The 26,349-nt window shown below is 35.1% G+C and carries 24 protein-coding genes and 2 other annotated features; of the genes, 23 read left to right on the top strand and 1 reads right to left on the bottom strand.

Translation table 11 applies throughout. The annotated features are described in order from the left end of the window. Positions 1-5 precede the first annotated feature (5 nt). The 4 genes from T335_RS0114195 (at position 6) to disA (ending at position 6,288) form a co-directional block, all read left to right on the top strand. Positions 6-2,453, top strand: coding sequence for an ATP-dependent Clp protease ATP-binding subunit (locus T335_RS0114195; protein WP_034328606.1), 2,448 nt, complete (start codon positions 6-8; stop codon positions 2,451-2,453). A 411-nt stretch (positions 2,454-2,864) separates the two neighbouring features. Further along, positions 2,865-3,311 (top strand): hypothetical protein, encoded by a 447-nt coding sequence (locus T335_RS0114190; RefSeq protein ID WP_026478133.1) that lies wholly within the window; start codon positions 2,865-2,867, stop codon positions 3,309-3,311. A 444-nt stretch (positions 3,312-3,755) separates the two neighbouring features. Next, a complete protein-coding gene (gene radA, locus T335_RS0114185) occupies positions 3,756-5,123 on the top strand; it encodes a DNA repair protein RadA (protein ID WP_026478132.1) in 1,368 nt (455 codons plus the stop codon). Positions 5,124-5,211: 88 nt separating this feature from the next. After that, on the top strand, positions 5,212-6,288 hold the full coding sequence (disA, locus tag T335_RS0114180) for a DNA integrity scanning diadenylate cyclase DisA (RefSeq protein ID WP_026478131.1): 1,077 nt from the start codon (positions 5,212-5,214) through the stop codon (positions 6,286-6,288). 156 nt (positions 6,289-6,444) lie between these two features. Here disA and T335_RS0114175 read toward each other — a convergent pair whose 3' ends face one another. Next, positions 6,445-6,840 (bottom strand): hypothetical protein, encoded by a 396-nt coding sequence (locus T335_RS0114175; RefSeq protein ID WP_026478130.1) that lies wholly within the window; start codon positions 6,838-6,840, stop codon positions 6,445-6,447. Between the two features lie 263 nt (positions 6,841-7,103). Here T335_RS0114175 and T335_RS0114170 point away from each other — a divergent pair, with 263 nt between their 5' ends. From T335_RS0114170 to T335_RS0114075, 19 genes are all read left to right on the top strand, one after another. Then, positions 7,104-7,583 carry a CarD family transcriptional regulator gene (locus T335_RS0114170; protein ID WP_026478129.1) on the top strand — a complete coding sequence of 160 codons (480 nt, stop codon included), beginning with the start codon at positions 7,104-7,106 and terminating at the stop codon, positions 7,581-7,583. A gap of 119 nt (positions 7,584-7,702) precedes the next feature. Beyond that, positions 7,703-8,809: a PIN/TRAM domain-containing protein gene (locus tag T335_RS0114165; protein ID WP_026478128.1), complete on the top strand. Its 1,107-nt coding sequence runs from the start codon at positions 7,703-7,705 to the stop codon at positions 8,807-8,809. A gap of 253 nt (positions 8,810-9,062) precedes the next feature. After that, the gene (locus T335_RS21730) at positions 9,063-9,884 is read left to right on the top strand and encodes a copper amine oxidase N-terminal domain-containing protein (RefSeq protein WP_051569335.1); all 822 of its coding nucleotides are present in this window, start codon (positions 9,063-9,065) and stop codon (positions 9,882-9,884) included. A gap of 218 nt (positions 9,885-10,102) precedes the next feature. After that, complete coding sequence (ispD, locus tag T335_RS0114155; RefSeq protein ID WP_026478127.1) at positions 10,103-10,819, top strand: 2-C-methyl-D-erythritol 4-phosphate cytidylyltransferase; 717 nt, start codon at positions 10,103-10,105, stop codon at positions 10,817-10,819. After that, on the top strand, positions 10,807-11,280 hold the full coding sequence (gene ispF, locus T335_RS0114150; RefSeq protein WP_026478126.1) for a 2-C-methyl-D-erythritol 2,4-cyclodiphosphate synthase: 474 nt from the start codon (positions 10,807-10,809) through the stop codon (positions 11,278-11,280). Before ispD ends, ispF begins: the two co-directional genes overlap by 13 nt. Positions 11,281-11,482: 202 nt before the next feature. After that, a complete protein-coding gene (locus T335_RS0114145; RefSeq protein ID WP_026478125.1) occupies positions 11,483-12,211 on the top strand; it encodes an ABC transporter ATP-binding protein in 729 nt (242 codons plus the stop codon). Continuing rightward, positions 12,201-13,397, top strand: coding sequence for an ABC transporter permease (locus T335_RS0114140; RefSeq protein WP_026478124.1), 1,197 nt, complete (start codon positions 12,201-12,203; stop codon positions 13,395-13,397). The genes T335_RS0114145 and T335_RS0114140 overlap by 11 nt, the downstream gene beginning before the upstream one ends. A gap of 520 nt (positions 13,398-13,917) precedes the next feature. After that, positions 13,918-14,127, top strand: a binding site (T-box leader). 246 nt (positions 14,128-14,373) lie between these two features. Further along, positions 14,374-15,816 (top strand): proline--tRNA ligase, encoded by a 1,443-nt coding sequence (proS, locus tag T335_RS0114135; protein WP_026478123.1) that lies wholly within the window; start codon positions 14,374-14,376, stop codon positions 15,814-15,816. Between the two features lie 461 nt (positions 15,817-16,277). Continuing rightward, the gene (locus T335_RS0114130) at positions 16,278-17,159 is read left to right on the top strand and encodes a DUF1002 domain-containing protein (protein ID WP_034328604.1); all 882 of its coding nucleotides are present in this window, start codon (positions 16,278-16,280) and stop codon (positions 17,157-17,159) included. Between the two features lie 95 nt (positions 17,160-17,254). Further along, positions 17,255-18,733 (top strand): glutamate--tRNA ligase, encoded by a 1,479-nt coding sequence (gltX, locus tag T335_RS0114125; RefSeq protein WP_026478121.1) that lies wholly within the window; start codon positions 17,255-17,257, stop codon positions 18,731-18,733. An 8-nt stretch (positions 18,734-18,741) separates the two neighbouring features. After that, positions 18,742-18,959: a binding site (T-box leader), on the top strand. Between the two features lie 135 nt (positions 18,960-19,094). Then, positions 19,095-19,751, top strand: a complete 657-nt coding sequence (cysE, locus tag T335_RS0114120) for a serine O-acetyltransferase (protein WP_026478120.1) — start codon at positions 19,095-19,097, stop codon at positions 19,749-19,751. A gap of 1 nt (position 19,752) precedes the next feature. Beyond that, entirely contained in the window at positions 19,753-21,144 is a 1,392-nt protein-coding gene (gene cysS, locus T335_RS0114115) for a cysteine--tRNA ligase (protein WP_026478119.1), read from the top strand. Between the two features lie 244 nt (positions 21,145-21,388). After that, the gene (locus tag T335_RS20850; RefSeq protein WP_051569334.1) at positions 21,389-21,868 is read left to right on the top strand and encodes a Mini-ribonuclease 3; all 480 of its coding nucleotides are present in this window, start codon (positions 21,389-21,391) and stop codon (positions 21,866-21,868) included. Beyond that, on the top strand, positions 21,861-22,226 hold the full coding sequence (locus T335_RS0114100; protein WP_026478118.1) for a hypothetical protein: 366 nt from the start codon (positions 21,861-21,863) through the stop codon (positions 22,224-22,226). Before T335_RS20850 ends, T335_RS0114100 begins: the two co-directional genes overlap by 8 nt. Continuing rightward, on the top strand, positions 22,226-23,005 hold the full coding sequence (gene thyX / locus T335_RS0114095; RefSeq protein WP_026478117.1) for an FAD-dependent thymidylate synthase: 780 nt from the start codon (positions 22,226-22,228) through the stop codon (positions 23,003-23,005). Before T335_RS0114100 ends, thyX begins: the two co-directional genes overlap by 1 nt. A 270-nt stretch (positions 23,006-23,275) precedes the next feature. Then, positions 23,276-24,016 (top strand): 23S rRNA (guanosine(2251)-2'-O)-methyltransferase RlmB, encoded by a 741-nt coding sequence (gene rlmB / locus T335_RS0114090; protein WP_026478116.1) that lies wholly within the window; start codon positions 23,276-23,278, stop codon positions 24,014-24,016. A gap of 6 nt (positions 24,017-24,022) precedes the next feature. Beyond that, a complete protein-coding gene (locus T335_RS0114085) occupies positions 24,023-24,550 on the top strand; it encodes an NYN domain-containing protein (protein WP_026478115.1) in 528 nt (175 codons plus the stop codon). Positions 24,551-24,628: 78 nt separating this feature from the next. Beyond that, on the top strand, positions 24,629-25,300 hold the full coding sequence (gene sigH / locus T335_RS0114080) for an RNA polymerase sporulation sigma factor SigH (RefSeq protein WP_034328602.1): 672 nt from the start codon (positions 24,629-24,631) through the stop codon (positions 25,298-25,300). A 407-nt stretch (positions 25,301-25,707) separates the two neighbouring features. Next, positions 25,708-26,349 (top strand): GTP-binding protein (locus T335_RS0114075; protein ID WP_026478113.1); only part of this gene is annotated, 642 nt, incomplete at its 3' end.

Here is a 26,349-nt window from a genome sequence, read left to right as displayed (position 1 = left end):
TCTAAATGTCAATATTCAACCGATTTACAGAAAGGGCTCAAAGGGTTATTGTTTTATCCCAGCAATTTGCCCAACAGATGAGACATAATTATGTTGGTACAGAACACTTGCTATTAGGATTAATTCAAGAAGGGGAAGGAATTGCTGCCATAACATTAAAAAACATGGGCATGAATTTGGAAAAAGCAAAAAATAAAATATATCATATGGTAGGTCATGGAACAGAACAGGGTACATTACTGGGATTTACCCCCAGAACTAAGAGAATATTCGAACTAGCTTATGCTGAAGCAAGGAATTTAGGCCATAATTATGTAGGAACAGAACATCTTTTATTGGGTTTATTATTAGAAGGAGAAGGAATCGGTACTAAAATTTTGTTAGAAGAAGGTGTCGATCTAGAAAAGGTAAGGCAGGAAGTCATTAAGTTATTAAATGGAGGAGCCGGAAAATCTCCTAAGCACCCAACAGCAGAATCAAGTAAAGGTAATGTAAATACCCCCACCTTAGATCAGTATGGTAGAGATCTAAATCAAATGGCTTCAGAAGGCAAATTAGATCCTGTTATAGGTAGAAGTACAGAGATCGAAAGAGTGATTCAAGTACTAAGCAGAAGAACAAAAAATAATCCTTGCTTAGTTGGAGAGCCAGGTGTAGGTAAAACTGCTATAGCAGAAGGGTTGGCTCAAGCCATTGTTGAAGGGAATGTACCAGAACTGTTAAAGGACAAAAGAGTGGTAACGGTAGATTTAGCATCAATGGTGGCCGGTTCTAAATATCGAGGAGAATTTGAAGAAAGACTTAAAAAGGTGATGGAGGAACTTCGACAAGCTGGCAATGTAATTCTGTTTATTGATGAAATGCATACGATTATTGGAGCAGGGGGAGCCGAGGGGGCAATCGATGCTTCTAATATTTTGAAACCAGCTTTAGCCCGTGGAGAGCTACAAGTGATTGGAGCTACCACAATGGATGAATATCGAAAACATGTTGAAAAGGATGCAGCCCTCGAAAGACGCTTTCAGCCTATTACAGTAAACGAACCAACTGTTGAGGATACAATAAAAATTCTAGAGGGTTTAAGGGATAAATATGAAGCCCATCATAGGGTTAAAATTACCGATGATGCCCTTAAGGCGGCGGCGGAACTTTCCCATCGATATATAACCGATAGATTTTTACCTGATAAAGCCATTGACTTAATAGATGAAGCAGCATCTAAAATAAGATTAAAGACAGCTACTGCTCCTACAGATTTAAAGGATTTAGAAGAAAAACTAGAGTTACTAACCCATGAGAAGGAAGAAGCTATAAGTATTCAAGATTTTGAAAGGGCGGCTCAAATTCGAGATCAAGAAAAGGAGATACAACAGGAATTAGAAGCTAGAAAAAATAATTGGAAAAATGAACATCAATCAAATCATTCGATTGTTGGGCCAGAAGATATTGCTTCAGTTGTGTCTAACTGGACTGGAGTTCCTGTTAATAAGCTTCAGCAAGAGGAATCAGATAAATTATTGAAGTTAGAAGAAATTCTACATGATCGTGTAATTGGTCAAGAAGAAGCAGTAAAATCTGTGTCAAAGGCAATTAGAAGGGCAAGGGTTGGATTAAAGGACCCCAAAAAGCCAATCGGTTCTTTTATCTTTTTAGGACCAACAGGTGTAGGGAAAACAGAACTTTCTAGAGCTTTGGCAGAGGCAATGTTTGGTGATGAAAATGCCATGATTCGAATAGATATGTCAGAGTATATGGAAAAACATACAGTATCTAGGCTTATTGGCTCACCTCCCGGTTATGTTGGTTTCGACGAAGGAGGGCAATTAACAGAAAAAGTAAGAAGAAAGCCCTACTCAGTCATATTATTTGATGAAATAGAAAAGGCCCATCCTGACGTCTTTAATATTTTGTTGCAGATATTAGATGATGGACGACTGACCGATGCTAAAGGAAAAACTGTTGATTTTAAAAATGCCGTTGTCATAATGACTTCGAATGTAGGGGCCCATACAATTAAAAAGCAAAAGACATTAGGGTTTATTGCCACAGCAACTGACCATGCTAAAAATGAGCATGAAAAAATGAAGGAAAACGTAATGGAGGAGCTGAGAAGAACCTTTAGACCAGAATTCCTTAATAGAATTGATGATATTATTGTTTTCCATGGACTTGAAAGAGATCATATTGGCGAGATTATCGAGCTGATGTTGGAGGATTTAAATAGTAGACTTAAGGCATTAAAGATTCAGCTAGAGGTATCGGAGGATGCTAAGGTTTACATTGCTGACAAAGGATTTGATCCTCAGTTTGGAGCTAGACCCCTTAAACGAGCTATTCAAAAACTAGTTGAAGATAAATTGTCGGAGGAATTGTTAAAGGGAACAATTCCAGAGGGTAGCAGGGTGAAGTTGGATTATGTTGGTGAAGAATTGATTGTGAAGAGGGTAGAGTAAACTAAGCTTAGCTTAGCTTCAATAGATTAATAAAGCTTATTAATAGTAATAAATAAAGGAAGTCACTATGGAAGTGGACTTCCTTTATTTGCGTTGGCAATTTTTAAAGGTTTGTAGATAAGCATAAATTATATCTACTTATGGAATGACAAGATTTTTATATAAATGGTTAGATCAAAGGGCTACGGTATAGGTGATAGAAAGCCTATCTCTTCAAATTAGAAAAAATTGCCAAACTATTATTTTTGTGTTATCATAGGAATGTATAAGTAAACAAAAATATAATCAGAACGTTATTAAAAGAAAAAGACATGGATGCTAAGGGCAATTGCGATAAATAGATTAGAAGAAAAATGGACTCTTAATGTTACGAAGTTTGTCTAAAAAAGAATGATAGAAAGGAAGGATATTATGAGAAAAACGATTTATATCATTTTCAGTATTATCCTAATTATTTGTAGTAATTTATTTTTAGTAGGTTGTAATAGAGAAGAGAATAAGGAAATGAGTTATGAAATCATTTCTTTTGAAAATGCTCCTAAAGAAGTTCAGGATGAAATAAGCCAAGTAGATGAAATAATTAGAGAATCAGTTATCAATAATAGTTATTCTAATAATGAAACAATAGTTTCTAGTGGCAGTATTGATTTGGGTAAAGAAAGATATGAGTTTTTTATAACAAACAATCAAGTACCTATAATTATTGAAGTTGGAGAAGATAAAGCTTATGGTAGGGGAGTAAGGATTATATATACGACTGAATATGGGGAAAATAAGGAATTTCCCACTACTGTAACAGTGGTTAAATTTATTAATTATTATGGTAAAATTTCACAAACCTATATAAGTCATCCATAATATCTTTTGTATATTCTAAGTCGTGTTATCTTTTTTAGATTCAAATCTATGCAATATTATGATACCGTCTCTAAAATTTTGGGTAGTGCCTGTGGGGTCAAATAGGATTAGTAGAGGTCTTGGTACACTATCATTATTGAAAGATAAGTATCTAAAAATATATACCCGTTGATATGGGTCTATATAGTAGACAGATCAGTAAAGATGTCTACCATACAGGGCGTACGTAGGGTTTATGGGAGAAACTGCGGTAGTAAGCAGATTAAAACTAGACCTTATTAATGATAAATTAGTGAATGGGTCAATGAACATAAAAAATATTAACTAAAACAGAGACGTAAATGTCTCTATTTTATTGAAAAAAATAGGAGGAAAGGTTGTTTTAAAAACTAAATGTAATATGTTACAATGAAAGGATGGAAAGATTAACTAGGGGGTGGTCCTATGGCGAAAACAAAAACGAAATTTTTATGTCAAGAATGTGGCTATGAAAGCCCAAAATGGCTAGGTAGATGTCCAGGATGTAATCAATGGGGTACCCTAGAAGAAGAAATTGTACAGAAAAAAGAAGTGAATCGATCTTCGGCAATTGTGGGGAAATCAAAACCACAACCAATTCCAAATATTAAATCTAGCGTACATGAAAGGTATGACACCCAAAACCAAGAGCTTAATAGAGTATTAGGTGGAGGGATGGTAAGGGGGAGCTTGACATTAATTTCTGGGGAGCCAGGAATAGGTAAGTCTACCTTAATACTACAGGCAGGCAGTAAAATTGCCGAAAAGTATGGTAAGGTGTTATATGTTTCAGGGGAGGAATCGGAAGAGCAAATAAAAATGAGGGCAGAAAGACTCAATTCCTTAACAGAGAATTTATATGTTGTATCAGAGACTAATGTGGATTTGATTGAAAAGTACATAGAAGAAATTTCTCCTGTGTTTATTATTATAGATTCTGTTCAAACCCTATACAAAGAAGAATTAACCTCTGCACCAGGTAGCGTATCTCAAGTAAAAGAATGTGTCAATAATTTGATGCGTATTGGAAAAAGCAAGCAAATTCCAATGTTTATAGTAGCCCATGTTACAAAACAAGGTGAATTGGCGGGACCAAGGGTATTAGAGCATATGGTAGATACTGTCCTTCATTTTGAAGGAGAAAGAACCCAAGAATTTAGAATTTTAAGGGCTCTTAAGAATCGTTTTGGAACCACCAGTGAGATCGGGGTATATGAGATGAAGCAAGAGGGACTAGTGGAAGTCGCAAATCCTTCTGCATTATTTCTAGAATCTTTAACTGAAGAATCAGAAGGCGCCGTAGTGGTGGCAACAGTAGAAGGAACAAGACCACTTTTAGTAGAAATACAGGCTTTGGTAACTTCATCAAATACTGGTTTTCCTCGAAGAACTGCAGTAGGTATCGATTTAAACCGACTTAATTTAATTATTGCAGTACTAGAAAAAAGATTAGGGTTACCCCTTATGAATTATGACGTATATATTAATGTTGTAGGAGGGTTAAAATTAGAAGGAACCTTTGCAGATTTAGGGGTTGCCGTGGCCATTTACTCAAGTCTTAAAGGAATTACAGTAGCCACTAGAAAATTATTAGTAATAGGAGAAATCAGTTTAACTGCCGACATAAGGCCTGTTCAACAGCTGGAAAAGATGGTGAGGGAAGCTGAAAAAATGGGGTTTGCCGCTTGTATTGTCCCAGAAAAAAATAATAGCAATTTTGTAGATTTAAAGACAATTGCTATTACAGGAGTTAATAATATTAAAGAGGCTATAAATTGTATAGGCACAATCTAAGAAATAATTTATAAATCTTGTTAATATCACAGAATTTAGGTAAAAATACTAATAAAAACCGTATTTAATAGAAGGAGGGTAGCTGCAATTGAAGGAAGAAGAGAAAAAGCAAAAACAATTATTAGATACAATTAAGATGCTATCCCCTGGAACCCCTTTAAGGGAAGGCTTAGAGAATATACTTAAGGGAAAAATGGGGGCATTAATCGTAATAGGTGATAGTCCAGCTGTGATGGATATAGTAGATGGTGGATTTGCAATAAATGTAGACTTTACCCCTGCCTATGTTTATGAATTGGCTAAAATGGATGGTGCAATTATTCTGAATCATGAAGTTAAAAAAATTCTTTATGCTAATGCCCAGCTAATTCCAAACCCGTCAATTCATTCTTCTGAAACAGGAATTCGTCATCGTATTGCAGAGCGGGTAGCTAAAGAAACCGGAGAAGTAGTTATATCTATATCCCAAAGAAGGAATATTATTTCTTTATATTATGGCTATAATAAATATATTGTACAGGATACAGGTAGAATTTTAACCAAGGCTAATCAGGCTATACAAACCCTAGAGAAATATAAGGTTGTTCTAAATCAGGGGATGAATCATCTTAGTGCATTGGAATATGAAGATTTAGTAACAATTTATGATGTAGCAATTGTCTTGCAAAGAACTGAAATGGTAATGCGGATTGTTACTGAAATTGAGAAATTTATTTGTGAGTTAGGTAATGAAGGTCGGCTAATTAGTATGCAGTTGGAGGAACTAGTAGCCAATGTGGTAGAGGATGGAATACATGTCATTGAAGATTACAACTTAAATAAAGACTTAGATTCTAGAGAAATTTTAAAAGAAATTAAAAGTTTGACATCAGAAGAATTATTAGATCTTTCTAATTTTGCTAAAATACTAGGTTATGAAACCAATGGTGCTGCATTAGATAATTATGCTGCATCGAAGGGATATAGGATATTAAATAAAATACCTCGTCTACCTTTAGTGGTTATTGATAATCTTGTTAATCAATTTGGAGAGTTTCAACATATCCTAAAGGCTTCTATTGAGAAATTAGATGAAGTGGAAGGAATAGGGGAAATTAGAGCAAGGGCAATTAAAGAAGGATTAACGAGATTACAAGAGCAAGTTATGATGGGTAGACAAATATAAGTTTAGCAAAAAAGGATCGAAGGGTTATCTCGATCCTTTTAATTTTTTAAAAATTACTTACTAAGGTTTTTTTAACTTCTATAACATGATGTAAGGAAATTTTGCTACTAATTGTAATGCAATTAAACATAGGATTAGAATAATCCATACTTAGGATTAAAGTAACCCATACTTACCTAAAGCTTTCAACTGTTCGTTATAATTGCTCAACATATCTTCAATATTAATGTTGAAAACATTACAAAGGGCAGTTAAATAAAAGAAATTTGAGGCTAATTCATGTTCAACCTTTTCTTTACAAATATCACATAATTCACCCTGTACGTGGTTGCTCATATATTTCTTTAGTTGGGAATAGGAAGCATCCATAGGAACTTCTTGTTTTTCTCCATGAATTTTAATGCATCCGCAGTATGTAGCAGATTTAGCAACGGCACGATTAATCTTACCTGTACTTTCTTGTAGTTTTGTTAAAATATCTAATATACTACGATGACGAACTAAAACATCATCAACTACTTCTTGAAAATCATCTATTGGAAATTTTTTCATATAAAAGGTCACTCCTTGGGTTTATTATTCAGCCTTTTAACTAATTTTTTTTGACTTAATATTATTATAAGTGGCTAATCTTTCATTTGTCAATTGGAAGGAAGTCTCAATATGAAAAAACATAATTTAACAATAATAAAAAATAATTGACAAGTATATATGGATGTGATAAAATGTAATTTTTATTTGACATCTGAGGGTTTCTGTTGTATACTATATTTAGTCAAAATGTAGTTAAATTTGCCTTTCGAGGAGGTTTGCTTATGTATAATATAGGTGATAGGATTGTATATCCTATGCATGGGGCAGGTATAATTGAGGCGATAGAAGAGAAGGAGATTTTAGGCACAACTAGAAAGTATTATATTCTGCGTATACCCTTAGATGATATGAAGGTAATGATTCCTATTGATAGCATAGATGGAGTTGGTATTCGCCCTGTAATCACAAAGGAAGAAGTTGAAAATGTCATTGGTGTGTTAGAGGCCAATGAAACCAAAATGCCTCAAAACTGGAATCGAAGGTATAGAGCCAACATGGATCGTATCAAAAGTGGAGATATCTTTGAAGTGGCAGAAGTAGTCCGTAATTTAGTATTAAGGGATCGAGAAAAAGCTCTTTCTACTGGCGAAAGAAAAATATTAAATAATGCAAGGCAAATTTTAATGAGTGAAATCATTTTGGCTGGAGATTTATCGGCAGAGGAAGTAGCAGTATTGATTGAAGAGTCTATTACAGAGTAGAGTAGTATTATTTGTTTTTCAAAAAAAAATAGAATAAAATTAAATATCTTATAAAAAAAGATGATGAAGTGATTTTAAAAGAGAAAATGTGGTAATAATGATGGATAGGAGGTGGTTCAATGATCTATAGAATAATAAGAATTAGTTTAGCAGTTTTAGGGTCTTTACTTGGAGTAGCCTTGTTTCTCTCAATCATAAATGGATTAGGGTTAGAATGGGGATTACAAAATAATTTAGTCACTTATATTACTGGAATTATAATTTCTGCTTTGTTAAGTGGAGGGATACTTTTTATTATTGCACCATGGATTATTAAACAAGGAAAAGAGTTAGCCAATTGGATTGAGAAAGAGTTAGCGAATGTCCCCATCATTAATATTGTGTTAGGTTCTATAGGTTTAATTGTTGGTTTAGTTATTGCCTATATAATAAGTCAAGCATTTAATGATTTACCTATTCCTGTAGTTGGAATAATCATTCAGTTGGGATTACATCTTTTTATGGCATATCTTGGTGTCAAGATTGCAACTAGAAAGACAGATGAAATTGTAGGATTACAATCTATCTTTAAGAAAAATTGGTCTAAAGATAAAAGTGGGAAAAAGGAAACAAAAGTATCTCCCAAAATATTAGATACAAGTGTTATAATTGACGGTAGAATTGCAGATATTTGCAAGACAGGTTTTGTTGAAGGGCCCCTCATTATTCCAGAGTTTGTTTTAGAAGAATTGAGACATATTGCCGACTCTTCTGATGCTCTAAAAAGAAATCGTGGAAGAAGAGGGTTGGACATCCTTAATAAAATCCAAAAGGAGTTAGACATAGAAGTAAAGATCCATAGTAAAGACTTTGATGATCTTTCTGAAGTAGATACGAAACTTTTAAAGCTAGCTCAACTTTTAGAAGGAAAAGTTCTTACTAATGATTATAACTTAAATAAAGTTGCAGAATTCCAAGGAGTTCCTGTCCTTAATATTAATGAACTGGCCAATGCTGTAAAACCAATTGTTCTTCCAGGAGAAGAGATGCTGGTACAGGTAGTTAAAGATGGAAAGGAATCTGGTCAAGGCTTGGCTTATTTAGATGATGGCACAATGATTGTTGTTGATTCAGGTAAAAAGTTTATTGGAAAGAATATAGACGTCTTAGTAACCAGTGTTCTACAGACTGCTGCCGGTAGAATGATTTTTGCAAAACCTAAATCGATGGTAGATAAATCAGCTTAGATAAGAAGAACCCTCTTAGAGTCACATTAAGAGGGTTCTTTTCCATATTGGGGAAGTTAGTCTTTTAGAAATTTAACTTGATTCCAAATAATATAATAGCGTCAATCTTAATGGAATTTATGTAATTTATTGGTTAAATTACACTTTAATTACTTATATTGAAGATAATATTAAAAACGATTATACTGATTAAGAAGATATTTTTAAGCGTTGGCCCAAAATTACATAATGCAAATAATAGGGGGTATTTATGATGAAAAAGTTATTAGTAAATACATCATTAGTTTTATTACTCTTGGTATCAACCAACAGTACGAATGCATTTGCCTCAACTCCTCTGGTATTAATAGATCAACAACTGGTGGAGTCAGCTAGACCACAAATTATTAATAATCGGACAGTAGTCGAATTTCGACCAGTCTTCGAGGGCTTAGACTTAAATGTAACATGGGACCCACAACATAGAAAAGTTGTGGGAGAAAAAAATGATGTAAGGATAGAATTAACAATAGGAAGTAATAAAGCTATAGTTTCTTCTATTGCATCAAACTTTTCCTATGATACGGAAGTAACTTTAGATGTTCCAGCACAAATTGTTAATGGCAGAACAATGGTACCCCTAAGATTTATTGCAGAAGCGACAGATGCTAAGGTTCATTGGGACAATCAAAATAAGGTGGCACATATTACATCGCCTCCTTCCAAATGCAAACCTTTTGAATCTGACGCCCCCAAAATAGCTTTAGAGGAAGTATTACAACAAAAGGGTTATACAGTAAAGATAGAAAATGAAATAGAATATTTTTATAAGGATGGTAGAACATTTTATGATATGTATTACAGTCTAAGGGGAGAAAAGGAACATTACATCTTTATAGGAGGTGATCCAGACCTAGACCAGTTGGAAGTTGCGGCAGCTATAGCTGTTACAAAGGGATTTCCCTCTACCCATCAAGGCTTATTTGATAAATTTACTGAGAGGAAGCGCAGTTACGATATTGAATGTAATGGCGTAGTTTATACCCTATATCAAAATAATGTCGGCGATATAATTTTCTTTTGGAAAGAAAAATAGAATAGTAATTAAGGTCTTATAATAAGGGGTAAGTATTTGATAAAATACCTACCCCTTATTCAATTCTATAGTAAGATTAATATCTTTAATGAAGGCTTTGCTTAATAATTGGATTTTTTATAGATAAAATAAGCACTTGTAAAAAATGGTATTAGCTAATATAATTGAAAAGATAGAATATACAAGTTAAGCTAAGTGTCCAAATAAGAGGTGAATGTATGAATAAAATAGGTAAAAACAAGGCAATTATAGTTGCTGCGGGTAAAGGGAAAAGGATGGGGGCCGAAGGCAACAAACAGTACATTTTATTAAGAGATAAGCCAGTATTAGCCTATACCCTGGAGGTGTTTCAAGACTGTCCTGACATAGATGAGATTATCGTGGTAGTGGCACAAGGAGAAGTTGAATATTGTAAAGAGAACATACAACAGAAATATGAACTTAATAAGATCGTTTCAGTAATTGAGGGGGGCAAAGAACGTTTTGATTCCGTCTACAAGGGGATCGTGGAGGCTCAGGATGACTGCAATGTTGTGGTGATTCATGATGGGGCAAGGCCCTTCATCTCTCAAGAGATCATTATAAATACAATTAAAGAAGCAAAGGTGGAGGGAGCAGTAATTGTTGGAGTACCTGTGAAGGATACCATTAAGTTGATTAATCAACAATCGCAGGTTATGGAGACTCCCCAAAGGGAAAACCTATGGGCCATCCAAACACCCCAGACCTTTAAGTATAGCCTTGTTAGAAGGGCTTATGAAGAGATAAATTGCGATGAAAGCATTACTGATGATGCCTCCCTATTAGAAAAAGCTGGTCATCCAGTAAAGGTAATTATGGGAAGTTATGAAAATATTAAACTAACAACACCAGATGATTTGTTAATGGCAGAGGCGATTCTAAAGAAACGGGAGGAAAAGGAATGTTTAGAGTAGGGATGGGTTATGATGTTCACCGTTTAGTGGAGGGAAGAAAACTAATATTAGGAGGTGTGGAAATCCCCTACGATAAGGGGTTACTGGGACACTCAGATGCCGATGTATTGCTCCATGCCATAAAGGATGCATTATTGGGGGCAGCTGCCTTAGGGGATATTGGAAAACATTTTCCAGATACAGATGAAAAATATAAAGATGTGGATAGCTTAAAACTATTAGAGGTAGTAGTAGCGATGTTGGAAGATAAGGGTTATAGAATTAATAATTTAGATGCCACCATTATAGCAGAGAAGCCTAAAATGGCCCCCTATATAGAACAGATGAGGGAAAATATTGCCGAGGCAATGAAGGTAGCAGTTGAAGATGTAAATGTAAAGGCTACAACTACAGAAGGATTGGGCTTTACAGGTAAAGGGAAAGGAATTGCTGCTGAAGCAATTGTTAGTATCATAAAATAAATATAAGTAAATTGCATAAAAATTCTAGATTCAGACTTTCGATTTATATTAAATACAAAAATGAAAAATCCCTTTTTAGTGCTTAATGAGGGATTTAATAAAGAAACTTTCCTGTGATTTATGCAACAAAATCAATATCAATCCATTGTGAAGGTATTATGCAATTTTCTTACATTATAAACTAGGAGGGAGAGATGAAGGTATGATTGAGGTTAAAGGATTGAAAAAATCATTTAAAGATATTGAGGCTCTAAAGGGTATTGACCTACATGTGGCAAAGGGGGAGGTCTTAGGACTATTAGGTGAAAATGGCGCAGGGAAAACAACCACCCTTAGGATTTTAGCAACTATGCTAAAGCCAGATGGAGGTACAGTAATTTTAGACGGTAAAAATGTCAATGAGTCCCCCCAAGAAATTCGTAAAAATATAGGGATTTTATTTGGTGGTGAAAGTGGTATTTATGATCGATTAACAGCAAGAGAGAATATTGCCTATTATGGGGAATTAAATGATATGAGCCCCAGTGAGATAAAAGACAGAATTGACTACTTAGTGAAGGTACTTAATATGGAGGAGTATATTGATCGTAGAGCAGGGAAGTTTTCAAAGGGGATGAAGCAAAAAGTTGCCATTGCAAGATCAATAATTCATAACCCTGATATTATGCTTTTTGATGAACCTACTTCGGGTCTAGACGTGGGGGGAGCAAGGATTATACAACAGTTTATTGAAACTTGTAAAGAAGAAGGCAAGACGGTAATATTCTCTAGCCACACCATGTCGGAGGTAGAGAAGTTATGTGATCGAGTTGCTATTATCAATAAAGGAAAAATAGTGGAGACAGGCTACTTACAAGAGCTTAAAGAAAAGTATGATAAAGGTATGGAAGATTTATTCTTAGAATTGGTAGGTGAGCAAAATGAACTATAAGCATATATCTATTGTATTCAAAAAAGAGTTAAGGGACATTTTGAGGGATAAGCGGACTTGGCTTGCGGGAGTTTTGATCCCTGTTTTAATTTTTCCATTAATGTTCTATCTAATGGGAATGGGTAGAGCAAAGATGGAAAACAATTTGCAAATGGATATACCCATTGCTATTGTAAGTAATGGTCAAGATGCAGATATAATTGATTATATCAATACTACCGAAGGGATTATTGTCCTAAACCCGTCTGACCCCTACATGTCTTTAGAACAGGGTGAAGTTAAGGCTATATTAGTTTTAGATCAAGACTTTGAAGAAAAAATTAATAATCAAATCCCAGCAGAAGTTACCTTGATGTATGATGAAATTAGTACAGAATCTGCTATGGCTTCGTCAATGGTGGAAATGGCAGTAAGGGCCTATAGTGAAGAAATTATGGTAGCTAGATTAGCAGAATTGGGTATTAGGCCAGAAATTTTACAACCTACTTGGGTGACGAGACAGGCCTATGTGCCAGAAGGTCAAGAATCTAAAGGTGGTGGAGACACACTGATGATTATAACCTTTTTATTGCCCTTCCTATTAATGCTCTATCCAGTTGTAGGTGGGATGCCAGCAGCGATTGACCTTGGTGCAGGTGAGAAGGAAAGGTTGTCTTTAGAGCCCCTTTTGTCAACGGGAGCCGATAGAATGTCAATTTTAATAGGTAAGTACCTTACAATTTTATTAGCTTCTGTTGTGGGGGTAATTACTTCTATAGCTGGGCTAGTTGCAGCTTCAAAAATTACACCTGATATGGTGCCAATGGGTTTGAGAATTTCCCCCCTCTCTATTCTAATATTGGTGGGAATATCTCTTCTAATGGCAATGATGTTAAGTGGGGTAATGTTGACGATCAGTATGTTTGCTAAATCATACAAAGAAGCTGGAACCTATTTAAGTCCAATTACTATTGTTTTAATGGTACCTGCCTACTTAACGATGTTTATGGATTTAAGAAGTTTATCTACTAGGTTGTTTTTTATACCGCTACTTAACGCAGTACTTTTAATGAAGGAGGTACTAGTTGATATTATTAATCCCCTACATATACTAATTACTTTCTCCATGTCCCTATTGTTGGTGGTGTTATCTTTAGCCTTCACAAAATATATGTTCAGCAAAGAATCGGTTATTTTTAGATCTTAAGGATATACTATACTTTAAGTAGCCAAGTTTAGAACCATTGAATAAATCTCATTTAGGAAATTGCATAATTAATATTAAATTTATATGAATGCAAAATGAAAACTTCGCTGTTTAGTGTTCAATGAGTAATAGATTATTTTATCAAGGAAATTACTCATTTCACAATGCACGACTCAGCTTTCACCTTTGCATAAAACGAATATAAATTCAGATTTATGTATTATGCAATTTCCTCATTTAAATTTTAGCTACTTTTAAGTAAAGTAATTAAAGTAAAACAGATAAAAGTAAAATAGATAAAAGTAAAATAGATATAAGTAAAACAAATAAAAATACAATAAATCAGATATTAAGAAAATTGTATAATAGTAAAACATGAATTTATATAGGATTTTTGCATAACATAGATCTAAGATTAAATATGTAGTTCTCTAAATATCGTTATAGTTATTTTAATTATTATCGATTAATAAAAGTTGACATTTTCAAGACTTTTAGATATGCTATTAAAAAAGAATATTAAAAGGCGAAGATAGGAAATAGTAAAAAAGTGATGCTTTTTAGAGAGAAAATCCTTGGCTGGAAGATTTTTAAGCTAGTTTTTTGAACCCGTCCTTGAGCTACTGATCGAAGGAAGATCATTGTCGGTGGACACCGTTATGTCCTTAAGTGAATCTATTGTATGGATTAAGTAGAGTGGTACCGCGGGAACTAATATCTCGTCTCTAAGTTTTTAGAGGCGGGATTTTTTATTTTTTATTTCTAAAAACATAGGCTAAGTAGTTTCATAAGTTAAAAGAACATAATAGACACCTATGATTTTTATAGATTAGGAAATTGAATGAATGCTAATTGAATTTACTAGTAATAACGTCAATAAGAACTTCTCAGTTAAGTAAATAACAGTTTGACCGCAAAGTTATTTAATTTCCTCAAATGATAAAGTAAAAGGCATAGATTGAAAGGAGAATGTAGTATGGGAAAAAAAGATAAACAATTTGTAAGTGAAATTACTCAAATGGAAGTAGATTTTGCCCAATGGTATACTGACGTAATTCTTAAAACAGATATGGTGGATTATTCACCTGTAAAGGGGTTTATGGTAATAAAACCCTATGGATATGCCGTCTGGGAAAATATTCAGCAGCATTTAGACAGAAGATTTAAAGAAACAGGGCACAAAAACTGCTATTTCCCTTTATTAATTCCAGAGAGTTTATTAAAAAAGGAAGCAGAACACGTTGAAGGATTTGCGCCAGAAGTAGCTTGGGTAACCCACGGAGGTCAAGATGAATTAGCAGAAAGACTATGTGTTAGACCCACTTCAGAAACAATTATTTGTGAAATGTACTCAAAATGGTTAAAGTCTTATCGAGACCTACCATTCCTATATAATCAATGGTGTAGTGTAGTTCGTTGGGAAAAGAGTACTAGACCTTTCTTAAGAACATCAGAGTTTTTATGGCAAGAAGGACATACTTTACATGAAACTTATGAGGAATCTCAAGAAGAAACGCTACAAATGTTAGAAATCTACAGAGAAATGGCAGAAGAAGCATTGGCTATTCCAGTAGTAATTGGACAAAAATCAGAAAAGGAAAAGTTTGCGGGAGCCCATGCAACCTACACCATGGAGGCGCTAATGCATGATGGTAAAGCCCTTCAAGCAGGAACATCCCATAACTTAGCTCAACATTTTACAACTGCCTTTGATATTACTTACTTAGATAGAGACGGAGAGCTAAAGCATCCATATCATACTTCTTGGGGAGTATCGACGAGACTAATAGGTGGTATTATCATGGTTCATGGTGATAATCGTGGTCTAGTTTTACCTCCAAAGGTTGCGCCAACACAGGTTGTAATTGTACCAATTGCCAGTCATAAGGGTGGCGTAATAGAAAAAACTACAGAACTTTATTCAGAGCTTAGAAAGAACTTAAGGGTAGAGTTAGATGACCGTGAAAACTATTCGCCAGGTTGGAAGTTTAACGAATGGGAAATGAAGGGTGTACCATTGAGAATTGAAATGGGTCCAAAGGATATTGAAAACAACCAAGTTATGTTATTTAGAAGAGATACCCTAGAGAAGGAAGCGGTTTCAATGGAAAACTTAAGTGAAACCGTTGAGAAATGGCTACAAGATATTCAAAATAACCTGCTACTAAAGGCAAAACAAATGAGGGATGAGAAGACCTACTATGTTAAGAGTCTAGATGAGCTGAAGGAAGTTATGGATAACAGACCTGGTTTTGTTAAAGCAATGTGGTGTGAAGAAAGAGAATGCGAAGACCAAATTAAAGCTGAAACAGGCGTAACTGTTAGATGTATTCCTTTTGAACAAGAAAAATTAGGAGACACTTGCCCCTTCTGTGGTAAGCCAGCATCTAAGATGGCCTACTTTGCAAAGGCGTATTAATCAATATTGTTGTAAATAGCACAGTAGAATATTAATCGTAGGAAGCCTTTATACTAAAGAATAGGAAAGTTCCTGTCTTATTATTTTAATATAAAAGAACTTTATGTAATGAGGTTGAAAATAAGCAGATAAGCAATTTAAATAGTTACATCGTGTAAGTTGCTTAGTTTCTTCTTTTAAACTCAACCTTTTGAATCTACAGAAGGAAGACTTTGTTGTTCAAATTAGTAGTTAAGGGTATCTAGATCCCTAGATTTCTCAAAAAGATTAGTGGATTCTGGCATTAAGATTATAACTAAGATACGATAATTAAAGATAAATTAAGAATGGAAATATGCTAACTAAAGTATATTTCCATTCTTTTTTAGTTGTGTTTTTTATTTTTTCAAACATTAAAAAGCTAGAAGTATAACATCATTTTCTTGTGGCAAAATAGAAAAAATAGGATGGAGGTAGTATAAATGAAGACTAGACAGCTAAATAAATATAAATTACTATTCATCATAATTGTATATCTTATATCCATTAATTCTTTAGCCTATGGACAGGAAAATATAGTTGTTACATTGGGAAACGATCTAAACCAACAGCAAAGAGAAGAAATGCTCAATCTATTTGGGGTAACAGAAGGAAATATAAAAGTATTGGTAGTAACCAATGAAGAAGAACGGAACTACTTAAAGGGGATTGCGACAGAGGCACAAATTGGCACAAGATCAATTTCTTCAGCCTATGTAGAAAACCTTAGTAGAGGAGAAGGGATTAATGTGGAGACCTATAATATTACTTGGGTAACGGCAGAAATGTTTCAAAATGCACTGGCCACAGCAGGGGTAACCGATGCTCGAATTATTGCTGCTGCTCCCTTTAATGTTTCCGGTACAGCAGCCCTAACAGGGATATTAAAAGCCTTTGAAGAGATGCGGGGAGAGACTATTAATGAAGATCGTAAAAGAATAGCAAATGAAGAGATCGTTAAAACAGGAGAATTAGGTGAAGAAATTGGACAAGAACGGGCAGTTCAACTGATTAAAGAGGTTAAGGAAGAAATTATAGAAAAGGGAGTAAAAAACCCAGAAGAAATTAAGAGAATTGTAATAGAAATTGCAGGGCGGTTAGACATTAATCTCAATACCCAACAGATAGAAGATATTTCTAAGTTAATGGAGCAAATTAGTCGGTTAAACTTAAATACTGATGTGATTAGACAACAACTTCAGGGTATTGGTCAGCAGTTGGGGGAAATAGCCAAACAAAATGAAGAAGTAAAGTCCCTTCTAGACCGTATTATAGAAATGTTCAGGCGGTTGCTAGAATCTATATTTAATATGATCGGTAGATAGCCATTGTATATTTCGAAAAACCCCTGCTTGAAGGTTGAAGGTTAATGGGTTATAATAGATAATACAATATTATGGGAATGTATAGGAGGTTCATTATGTCAGTTAGGGTTAGATTCGCCCCAAGTCCAACGGGTTTTGTACATATAGGAAGTTTAAGGACAGCTTTATATAATTATTTATTTGCTAAAAAGAAGGACGGGAAGTATATCTTAAGAATAGAAGATACCGACCAAAGTCGTTTTGTAGAGGGTGCCATCGAAGGGATGCTTAAGGCAATGGAATGGGCCGGCGTAAACCACGATGAAGGTGTTACTATCAAAGATGGCGAACCGGTAGAATTAGGTGAGTATGGGCCTTATGTTCAGTCACAAAGATTAGAAATTTATCAAGAAAAAATTAAAACGCTTTTAGAAAGTGGTCATGCCTACCATTGTTTCTGTTCTAAAGAGAGAATAGATGCCCTTAGGGAAGGACAAAAAGCAGCAGGAGAAATGCCCCGTTATGACGGTTTATGTAAAAGTCTATCAGCTGAAGAAATTGCAGCTAAAAAAGCAGCAGGAGAATCTTTTGTTATTAGATTAAACCTACCTCAAAATAGGGATATTGCCTTTAGTGACATAGTTAGAGGTAATGTAGTCGTTAATACTGCCGATATGGATGATCAAGTTTTAATTAAGTCCGATGGTTTTCCTACCTACCATTTTGCTGTTGTGGTTGATGATCATTTAATGGGAATCACCCATGTCATCAGAGGGGAAGAATGGTTAATTTCAACACCAAAACATGTTTACTTATATGAAGCCTTTGGTTGGCCTGCACCTCAATATGTTCACTTACCGAACATACTTAATGCTGATAAAAAGAAATTAAGTAAGCGACAAGGGGATGTGGCAGTAGAAGACTTTATGAAGAAGGGGTATCTACCAGAAGCCCTGGTAAACTATATCGCTCTAGTAGGTTGGAGCCCAGAAGACAATCAAGAAATATTCTCTATGGCAGAACTAGAAGAGAAATTTTCATTAGAAAGAGTATCAAAAAGTGGTGGGGTATTTGATGTAAATAAATTAAATTGGGTAAATGCCCACTATATAAAAGAAAGTGCCGATGAAAGAATCTTAGATTTAGCAATCCCCCACTTGGTAGCTGCAGGGTTTATTACCGAGGTGGAAGCTCAAGAGAGATATGACTGGTTGAAGTCAATGATTGCTGTTATTAAAGAAAAGTTATCTTATATTGCCGAAGTGACAGACCATGTAGGGATCTTCTTTAAAACGGAAATAAAACCAGAGGATGAAGAAGCAGCAGAAATTCTTAAAGGTGAGCAAATGAACACTTTGCTAGATGCCTTCATAGGAAAAATTCAAGAAGCAGAAGTAATTGATGCAGCCTTTGGAAAGAAAGCTTTAAAGGAAATCCAAAAAGAAACTGGACTAAAGGGACCACAACTGTTTAAACCTATAAGAGTAGCTATTACAGGTCAATCCCACGGACCAGATATTAATCAAATAATAGAAGTTTTAGGGAAACAGAATTTGCTATCCCGCATAGAATATGTAAAGAGTCACTTATTATAAAAATAATTATAAAAGCTAAGAACAGGAGAAGTAAATCTATACTTATTTCCAGAGAGGGACCATCAGCGGCTGAGAGTGGTTCTAAAGAAAAGATAGATTGAAATGCACCTGGGAGCTAATGCTCGAAATACAGTAGGGTAATTCGGATGGTCCCGTTATCGACCTTTAAGGGGAATGTTATTCATTCAATTAGAGTGGAACCACGGATCTAAACTCCGTCTCTAGATTAGTCTAGAGGCGGAGTTTTTGTGATTTTAATTATGATTTAACAATATAACTATCATTATCATTAGCATGAGTGTTCATAAAAGTAAACTTTATTGTTTTTAGGATTGATAGAATTAGTAAGGGGGTTAGTAAAATGAGCTTCTTCAAAATGATAAAAGAAGATATTCAAGCCATATTTGAAAGGGACCCAGCTGCAAGAACTACCCTAGAGGTATTGCTTTGTTATCCAGGATTACACGCCATCATTTTTCATCGAATATCCCATGGGCTGTATAGACGAGGATGGGTGGTGATCCCTAGGGTAATTTCTAATATAGCCCGATGGTTTACAGGAATTGAAATACATCCTGGTGCAAGAATTGGTCGGAAGCTATTTATAGACCATGGAATGGGAGTCGTCATTGGAGAAACCACAGAAATTGGAGACTCAGTAACCATTTATCAGGGTGCTACCCTAGGTGGTACAGGAAAGGAAAAGGGAAAGCGCCATCCAACAATAGGGAACAATGTCGTAATTTCTTCTGGCGCTAAAGTATTGGGACCCTTTAAGGTTGGTGATAATTCTAAGATCGGGGCAGGTTCAGTCGTTCTTAAAGAAGTCCCAGAAAATTGTACAGTAGTTGGAGTTCCGGGAAGAATTGTGATTAAAGATAATAAGAAGGTAGAAACAACAGCCATCGATTTAGATCATTCAAAACTACCAGATCCAGTTTTTGATGAACTTAACGAATTAAGAAAGAAAATTTTAGAATTAGAAAAAACGACTAGAAAACTAGAAGGGAGCAATTAAGATGAAGCTATATAACACCTTGACAAGAAAAAAAGAAGAATTTATTCCTATTGAAGCAGGTAAAATTAAAATGTATGCTTGCGGACCAACGGTTTATAATTACTTCCACATAGGGAATGCAAGAACCTTTATGACCTTTGATGCCATGAGAAGATATTTTCAATACAGAGGTTATGAAGTAACTTTTGTTCAAAACTTTACTGATGTAGATGATAAAATTATTCAAAAGGCAAAGGAAGAACATATAGAAGCCCATGAAGTAAGCGAGAAATATATTCAAGAATACTTTAAAGATGCTGAAAGCTTGGGAATTCTTAAGGCGGATATCCACCCTAAGGTAACTGAGAATATACAGGAGATTATTGATATTATTAAAGAGTTAGAGAATAAAGGCTTTGCCTATGCCGTTAATGGTGATGTCTACTTTAATGTATCAAAATTTAAAGAGTATGGTAAGTTATCAAAACAAAGCTTAGAAGACCTACAATCTGGAGCAAGGATAGAAGTAAATGAAGCAAAACAAAATCCACTAGATTTTGCCCTATGGAAGAATGCAAAAGAAGGAGAACCCAGTTGGGAAAGTCCATGGGGAAAAGGAAGACCAGGGTGGCATATTGAATGTTCTGCAATGGTAAAAAAATACTTAGGTGAAACAATAGATATTCATGGAGGTGGCGGGGATTTGGTGTTCCCCCATCACGAAAATGAAATTGCCCAGAGTGAAGCTGCTTGCGGAAAAACTTTTGCAAATTATTGGGTACATGTAGGTTACTTAAATGTTGAAAATAAAAAGATGTCTAAATCTCTAAATAATTTCTTTACCCCTAGGGAAATAGCCCAAGAATATGACTTAGAGGTAATTCGTTTCTTCATGTTCTCAGCCCACTATAGAAACCCCGTTAACTTCAGTAAAGATTTAGTAGAGGCTGCTAAAAATGGTTTAGATCGACTATATAATGCGAAAAATAACCTTACCCATTTAATGACAACCGCCGAAGAAGGTGTTAAAAATGGCGAAGAATGGGTTGAAGAATTATCTGCTTACCGAAAGAATTTTATCGAAGCAATGGATGATGATTTTAATACAGCAGATGGTATTTCAGTCATTTTTGAAATGGTAAGACATATTAACTCAAATATCTCAGCAGACTCTAGTAAAGAAGCCTTACAAAAGGCCTATAACATGCTGATAGAACTGAGTGGAGTATTAGGCTTACTTAATAAAGCAGAAGAAACATCTCTAGAAGCAGAAATAGAAGAATTAATTGAAAAAAGGCAACAGGCAAGAAAAGATCGAAACTTTAAGCTAGCAGATGAAATAAGGGATGAGCTAAAGGCGAGGGGGATTGTGTTGGAGGATACACCGCAGGGGGTGAAGTGGAAAAAGGCCTAGCAGCCTGTTGAAAAGTCCTCACCTTCTAAGTCACAGCAGAACATCAGCATCCTTACGTATTGCTGCATACGCTGCGGCCGCCAATGTTCTTTTTTTCTTGAATCTAAAAATTTTTCAACAGGCGATCCTGTTTGGAAAAGCTGAAACAATTAAAAAGGCAGGCCCGAATGGGTCTGCTTGATTAATTGCTAAAGAGGACAGAATGGCATATAATAATCTTAAACTAGAAAAAGGTAGGTAAGCTATGGAATCATTTTTAAATAACGTTAATCAAGCAACTGCAATAAAAACAGAAAAAGAAGCAAGGCTGATGGCACCTTTAGTGCTGGCCTATGTAGGAGATGCAGTTTTTGAGGTTTTTATCCGTAACCACTTAGTTTTAGAAAGTAATGTTTCGGTAAACGAACTCCATAAAAAGGCCACCCGCTATGTTAAGGCAAAGGCACAAGCTACAATTGTCCATGCCCTGCAAAAAGAGCTGACAGAGGATGAATGGACTATGGTAAAACGAGGGAGAAACCAAAAATCTGCAACAGTACCTAAGAATGCAGATTTGTCAGACTACCGCTATGCTACTGGGTTCGAAACCCTAATTGGCTACTTGTTTTATACTGGCCAAACAGAAAGACTAATAGTAATTATGAAGCGGGCAGTAGAGGTGATGAATACTGAAATTAACGGTCGAAGTGTACCTAAAGCTAAGGAGGTAACCCGCCATGAATAATCGAGCCAAGATTATGGTTGTGTCGGCTATATTTTTATTAGCACTATTAATAGCTAAATCTCTATGGTTTGACCCGGTTAAGAACTTGGAGGGTGATGCATTAAAGTATCAAAAGTATGCTTTAGAGGTTGCACCTCATCAGGATACGTTTTTCAATATCAACCTACCCATTGTAGAATACAAAGTAGTATCTGTAAAAAAGATCAAGGATGAAGGGGAAACAAAGATTACTTATAGAGACGAAAATGGTAGATTGAGGGAAGCAGAAATAGAAGGCGATTATACTGCAAAGGTTAGAGCCTATTTCTTTTCAATCTTACCCTTTACAGATTTACAGATTAAAGGAGGACAAATGTAGTGGAGACAAATTGTAAAGTAACACTAATTACACATACACCAGAGCCAGAAAAAATCATAGCTTCGGCGGCAAGGCTATGTTATTCCAGTAGTGATATTGAAGGATTAATGGAGGAACTACAAGCCGATAAAATTGCTAAATTTATTGATATGTTGGCTCAATTAGGCCATGAATCACCCTTTGAACACATTAACTTTACCTTTGGAATAGAGGGAGTTTCCCGTAGCTTAACCCATCAGCTGGTGCGTCATAGAATTGGAGCTAGCTATTCCCAAAAAAGTCAGCGTTATGTGAGGGAAGGGCAGTTTGAGTATGTTATACCGCCTGAGGTTAAGAAGATCCCAGCGGCCCAGGAACTTTATATTCATACAATGAAGGAGCAACAAAAGGCCTACGACCAATTGGTGGAATTGTTAATGGCGGAACATATTAAAGCTTATCTTGAAGAGGGAAAAAGTGAAAAACAAGCCCATTCATTAGCAGAAAAAAAGGCGATTGAAGATGCTAGATTTGTACTACCTAATGCCAGTGAGACTAAAATTGTCGTAACAATGAATGCCAGAGCACTATTTAACTTCTTCCATCATAGGTGTTGTAATAGAGCCCAGTGGGAAATAAGAAATTTGGCAGTAGAAATGTTAAAGTCGGTTCAGAAGGTGGCTCCAACAGTTTTTAAATATAGTGGGCCTAACTGTGTTAAAGGACACTGTTCTGAGGGGAAAATGGCCTGTGGTCAAATTCAAGAAGTTAGGGAATTTTATAAAAATCTATCTAAATAGTTAAGTTGAAGGTAGCATGTATTTAAAAAAGTAAAATTAAAATCTTGAAAAACTAGTTAAAAGACTAAACTAACAAATATTAAAGCTAAGGGTGCATTAATATTAATACTAATGTAAAATGAATGATATAATTCTTTATAAAAAGTGATAATTCCATTTATGTGTGGAAAGATAAATGATATTGAATAATGTTTTTTGATATAGGGATATAATAGAACAAGTTAAGAGCTTATGATAACGAAGTAATAGGAAGATAAAGGATGTGGTGTAATGGCAAATGATAAATTAGAAGGAAGAAATCCTGTTTTAGAAGGATTGAAGTCTGGAAGAGAAATAGATAAAATATTTGTTGCTAAAGGAGCAGCAGAAGGTTCCATTAAGAAGATTATCGCCTTGGCTAAAGATCGAAAAATACCTGTTCAGCAAGTTGAAAGGCAAAAACTAAATGAAATTTCTGAATCCGATAACCATCAAGGGGTTATTGCCATGGTGGCAGCCCATGAATATAGTACGGTAGAAGATATTTTAGAAGCAGCTCAAAAGAAGGGTAAAGATGCTTTTATTTTAATATTAGATGAAATTATGGACCCCCATAACTTAGGCTCTATTATGCGTACTGCCGATGCAGTTGGAGTAGACGGAATTATTATTCCTAAACGTAGGGCAGTTGGGTTAACGGCTGTCGTGGCAAAAACTTCTGCTGGTGCTATTGAATATGTTCCCGTAGCAAAGGTATCTAATTTAGCCCAAACAATTGATAAATTAAAGAAGCAAGGTATCTGGGTAACTGGTGCAGATATGTCTGGGGAAAAAGAACATTACGAAATGAACCTAAAAGGTCCAATAGCTCTTGTAATAGGTAGTGAAGGGGAAGGTATGTCAAGATTGATTAAGGAAAAGTGCGATTTCTTGGTAAAACTTCCTATGATAGGAAAAATAACCTCTCTTAATGCTTCTGTTGCTGCTGCTGTATTAATGTATGAAGTTCTTCGACAAAGATCCCAAGGGTGATCATCATTGGCTGGGGGAAAAAGAACAAAGGAATACTTATTACTAGATGGATACAATGTTATTAATGCTTGGCCACAATTAAGAGAATTATGTCAACTTGATCTCGAAGAAGCTAGATCCAAGTTAATTGAATATATGACAGAATACCAATCCTACAAGGCTATAAAGATAATTATCGTATTTGATGCCCATCTGGTAAAGAAAAGTAGAGGAAAAAGTGAAGTGCTAAAAGGTATCGAGGTGGTATTTACCAAAGAACGGGAAACAGCTGATGGATTTATCGAAAAAAAGGTCCAAGAACTAACGCCACGAAATCGAGTTGTTGTAGCTACAAATGACTGGTTGGAACAACAGATGATTTTAGGAGGTGGAGCTACTCGGATATCAGTTAGGGAACTTATTTTAGACTTTCAGAATATTAAAGGGAAGATTTCTAAAAAAACCGAGGAAGACAAATATAAAAAAGAAGTACTTTCAAATCGCCTTGACTCGTCTGTTGTAGAAAAACTTGAAAAATTCAGACGTAAACTATAAATGCCTTGTTGACTTTACATAATTCCATGGGTTATAATAAAGACATGATTTTTGGGCATTTTTATAAAGGTGGAGGCGATGTGTGTGGGTGTAGGGATAGCTAAAAGGGAAATTATTGAAAGTCATACGGATATACCAGATGAGGCGATAGTAGAAGATGCCAAAAATGGTGATCTTGTTGCCCTAGAACTAATAATTAAAAAATATCGTAACTTTGTTAGAGCTAAAGCTAGATCTTATTTTCTAATAGGAGCCGATCGAGAAGATATTGTACAGGAAGGAATGATTGGGTTATACAAGGCTATTCGTGATTTTAGATCAGACAAGCTATCGTCCTTTAAAGCCTTTGCCGAACTATGTATAACGAGGCAAATTATTACTGCTATAAAGACTGCAACGAGGCAAAAACATATCCCATTAAATTCCTATGTATCTTTAAATAAACCCATATATGATGAAGAGTCGGATAGAACCCTATTAGATGTCATATCAGGCCATAAGATAACAGATCCTGAGGAACTTATTATTTGTCGAGAAGAACTAGGACAAATTGAAGGTAAAATTGGGGAAATTTTGAGTGACCTCGAATGGAAGGTTTTAATGCTTTATCTACAAGGGCGTTCATATCAAGAAATAGCTGGCGACTTAAATCGTCATGTTAAATCAATAGATAATGCACTTCAGAGGGTAAAACGAAAGTTAGAAAAGTACTTAGAAGTCAGAAATACTTATGCAAAAGACTTAGATTAGTAAAGAAAACCATGCAATTTAGTATTGACAAGCTTCCTAAAGCATAGTAAAATATCTACGATAGTATGGTATCATAATACCAATACAAAATATAAGGCCTTATAAAAGAGGCCTTATAAATGTTTTAATAATACATAGTAAGCCTCTAAACTATAGGATGACGGTTATAATAACTATGTATTAAAAGTCCGCACTAATTCAAGAAGCTGAATTATGATGTAGACTTAAGTTTATTTTGCGAAGTCTTTTTAAAAATCCTATAATTAAGACTTTGTTGTGTAGAACAGGTTCTCGACACACACGGTGTCGTGTTCTTGGATATGGTTTTAAAATACTTTTTTTCTAGGTTTTTATCTAGATTACTAATGATGCTATGACAAACATCTATAATTAAGGAGGAGAATAAAATGGCAAAAGCTAAATTTGAAAGAAATAAGCCCCACGTAAACGTTGGAACAATTGGACACGTAGACCACGGTAAAACAACATTAACAGCAGCAATCACAATTACATTAAACAAGAGATATGGACATGGTTCTGCAGTAGCTTTCGATCAAATCGATAAAGCACCAGAAGAAAAAGAAAGAGGTATTACAATCTCTACAGCTCACGTTGAGTACGAAACAGATAACAGACACTACGCTCACGTAGACTGTCCAGGACATGCCGACTATGTAAAGAACATGATCACAGGAGCAGCTCAAATGGACGGAGCGATCTTAGTATGTTCAGCAGCAGACGGTCCAATGCCACAAACAAGAGAGCACATCCTTTTATCTAGACAGGTAGGGGTACCATATATCGTAGTATTCTTAAACAAATGTGATATGGTAGATGACGAAGAATTATTAGAGTTAGTAGAAATGGAAATCAGAGACTTATTAAACATGTATGAATTCCCAGGAGATGATACTCCAATCGTAAGGGGATCAGCATTAAAAGCATTAGAAGATCCAGATGGACCATGGGGAGACAAAATTGTAGAGTTATTCAACATCGTAGATGAGTACATCCCAGAGCCAGAAAGAGATACAGATAAGCCATTCCTA

The organism is Alkaliphilus transvaalensis ATCC 700919 (assembly GCF_000621485.1).
Lineage (GTDB): Bacteria > Bacillota > Clostridia > Peptostreptococcales > Natronincolaceae > Alkaliphilus > Alkaliphilus transvaalensis.
Note: the sequence above shows the minus strand (reverse complement) of the source record. Positions and strands in the feature narration are given on the sequence as shown.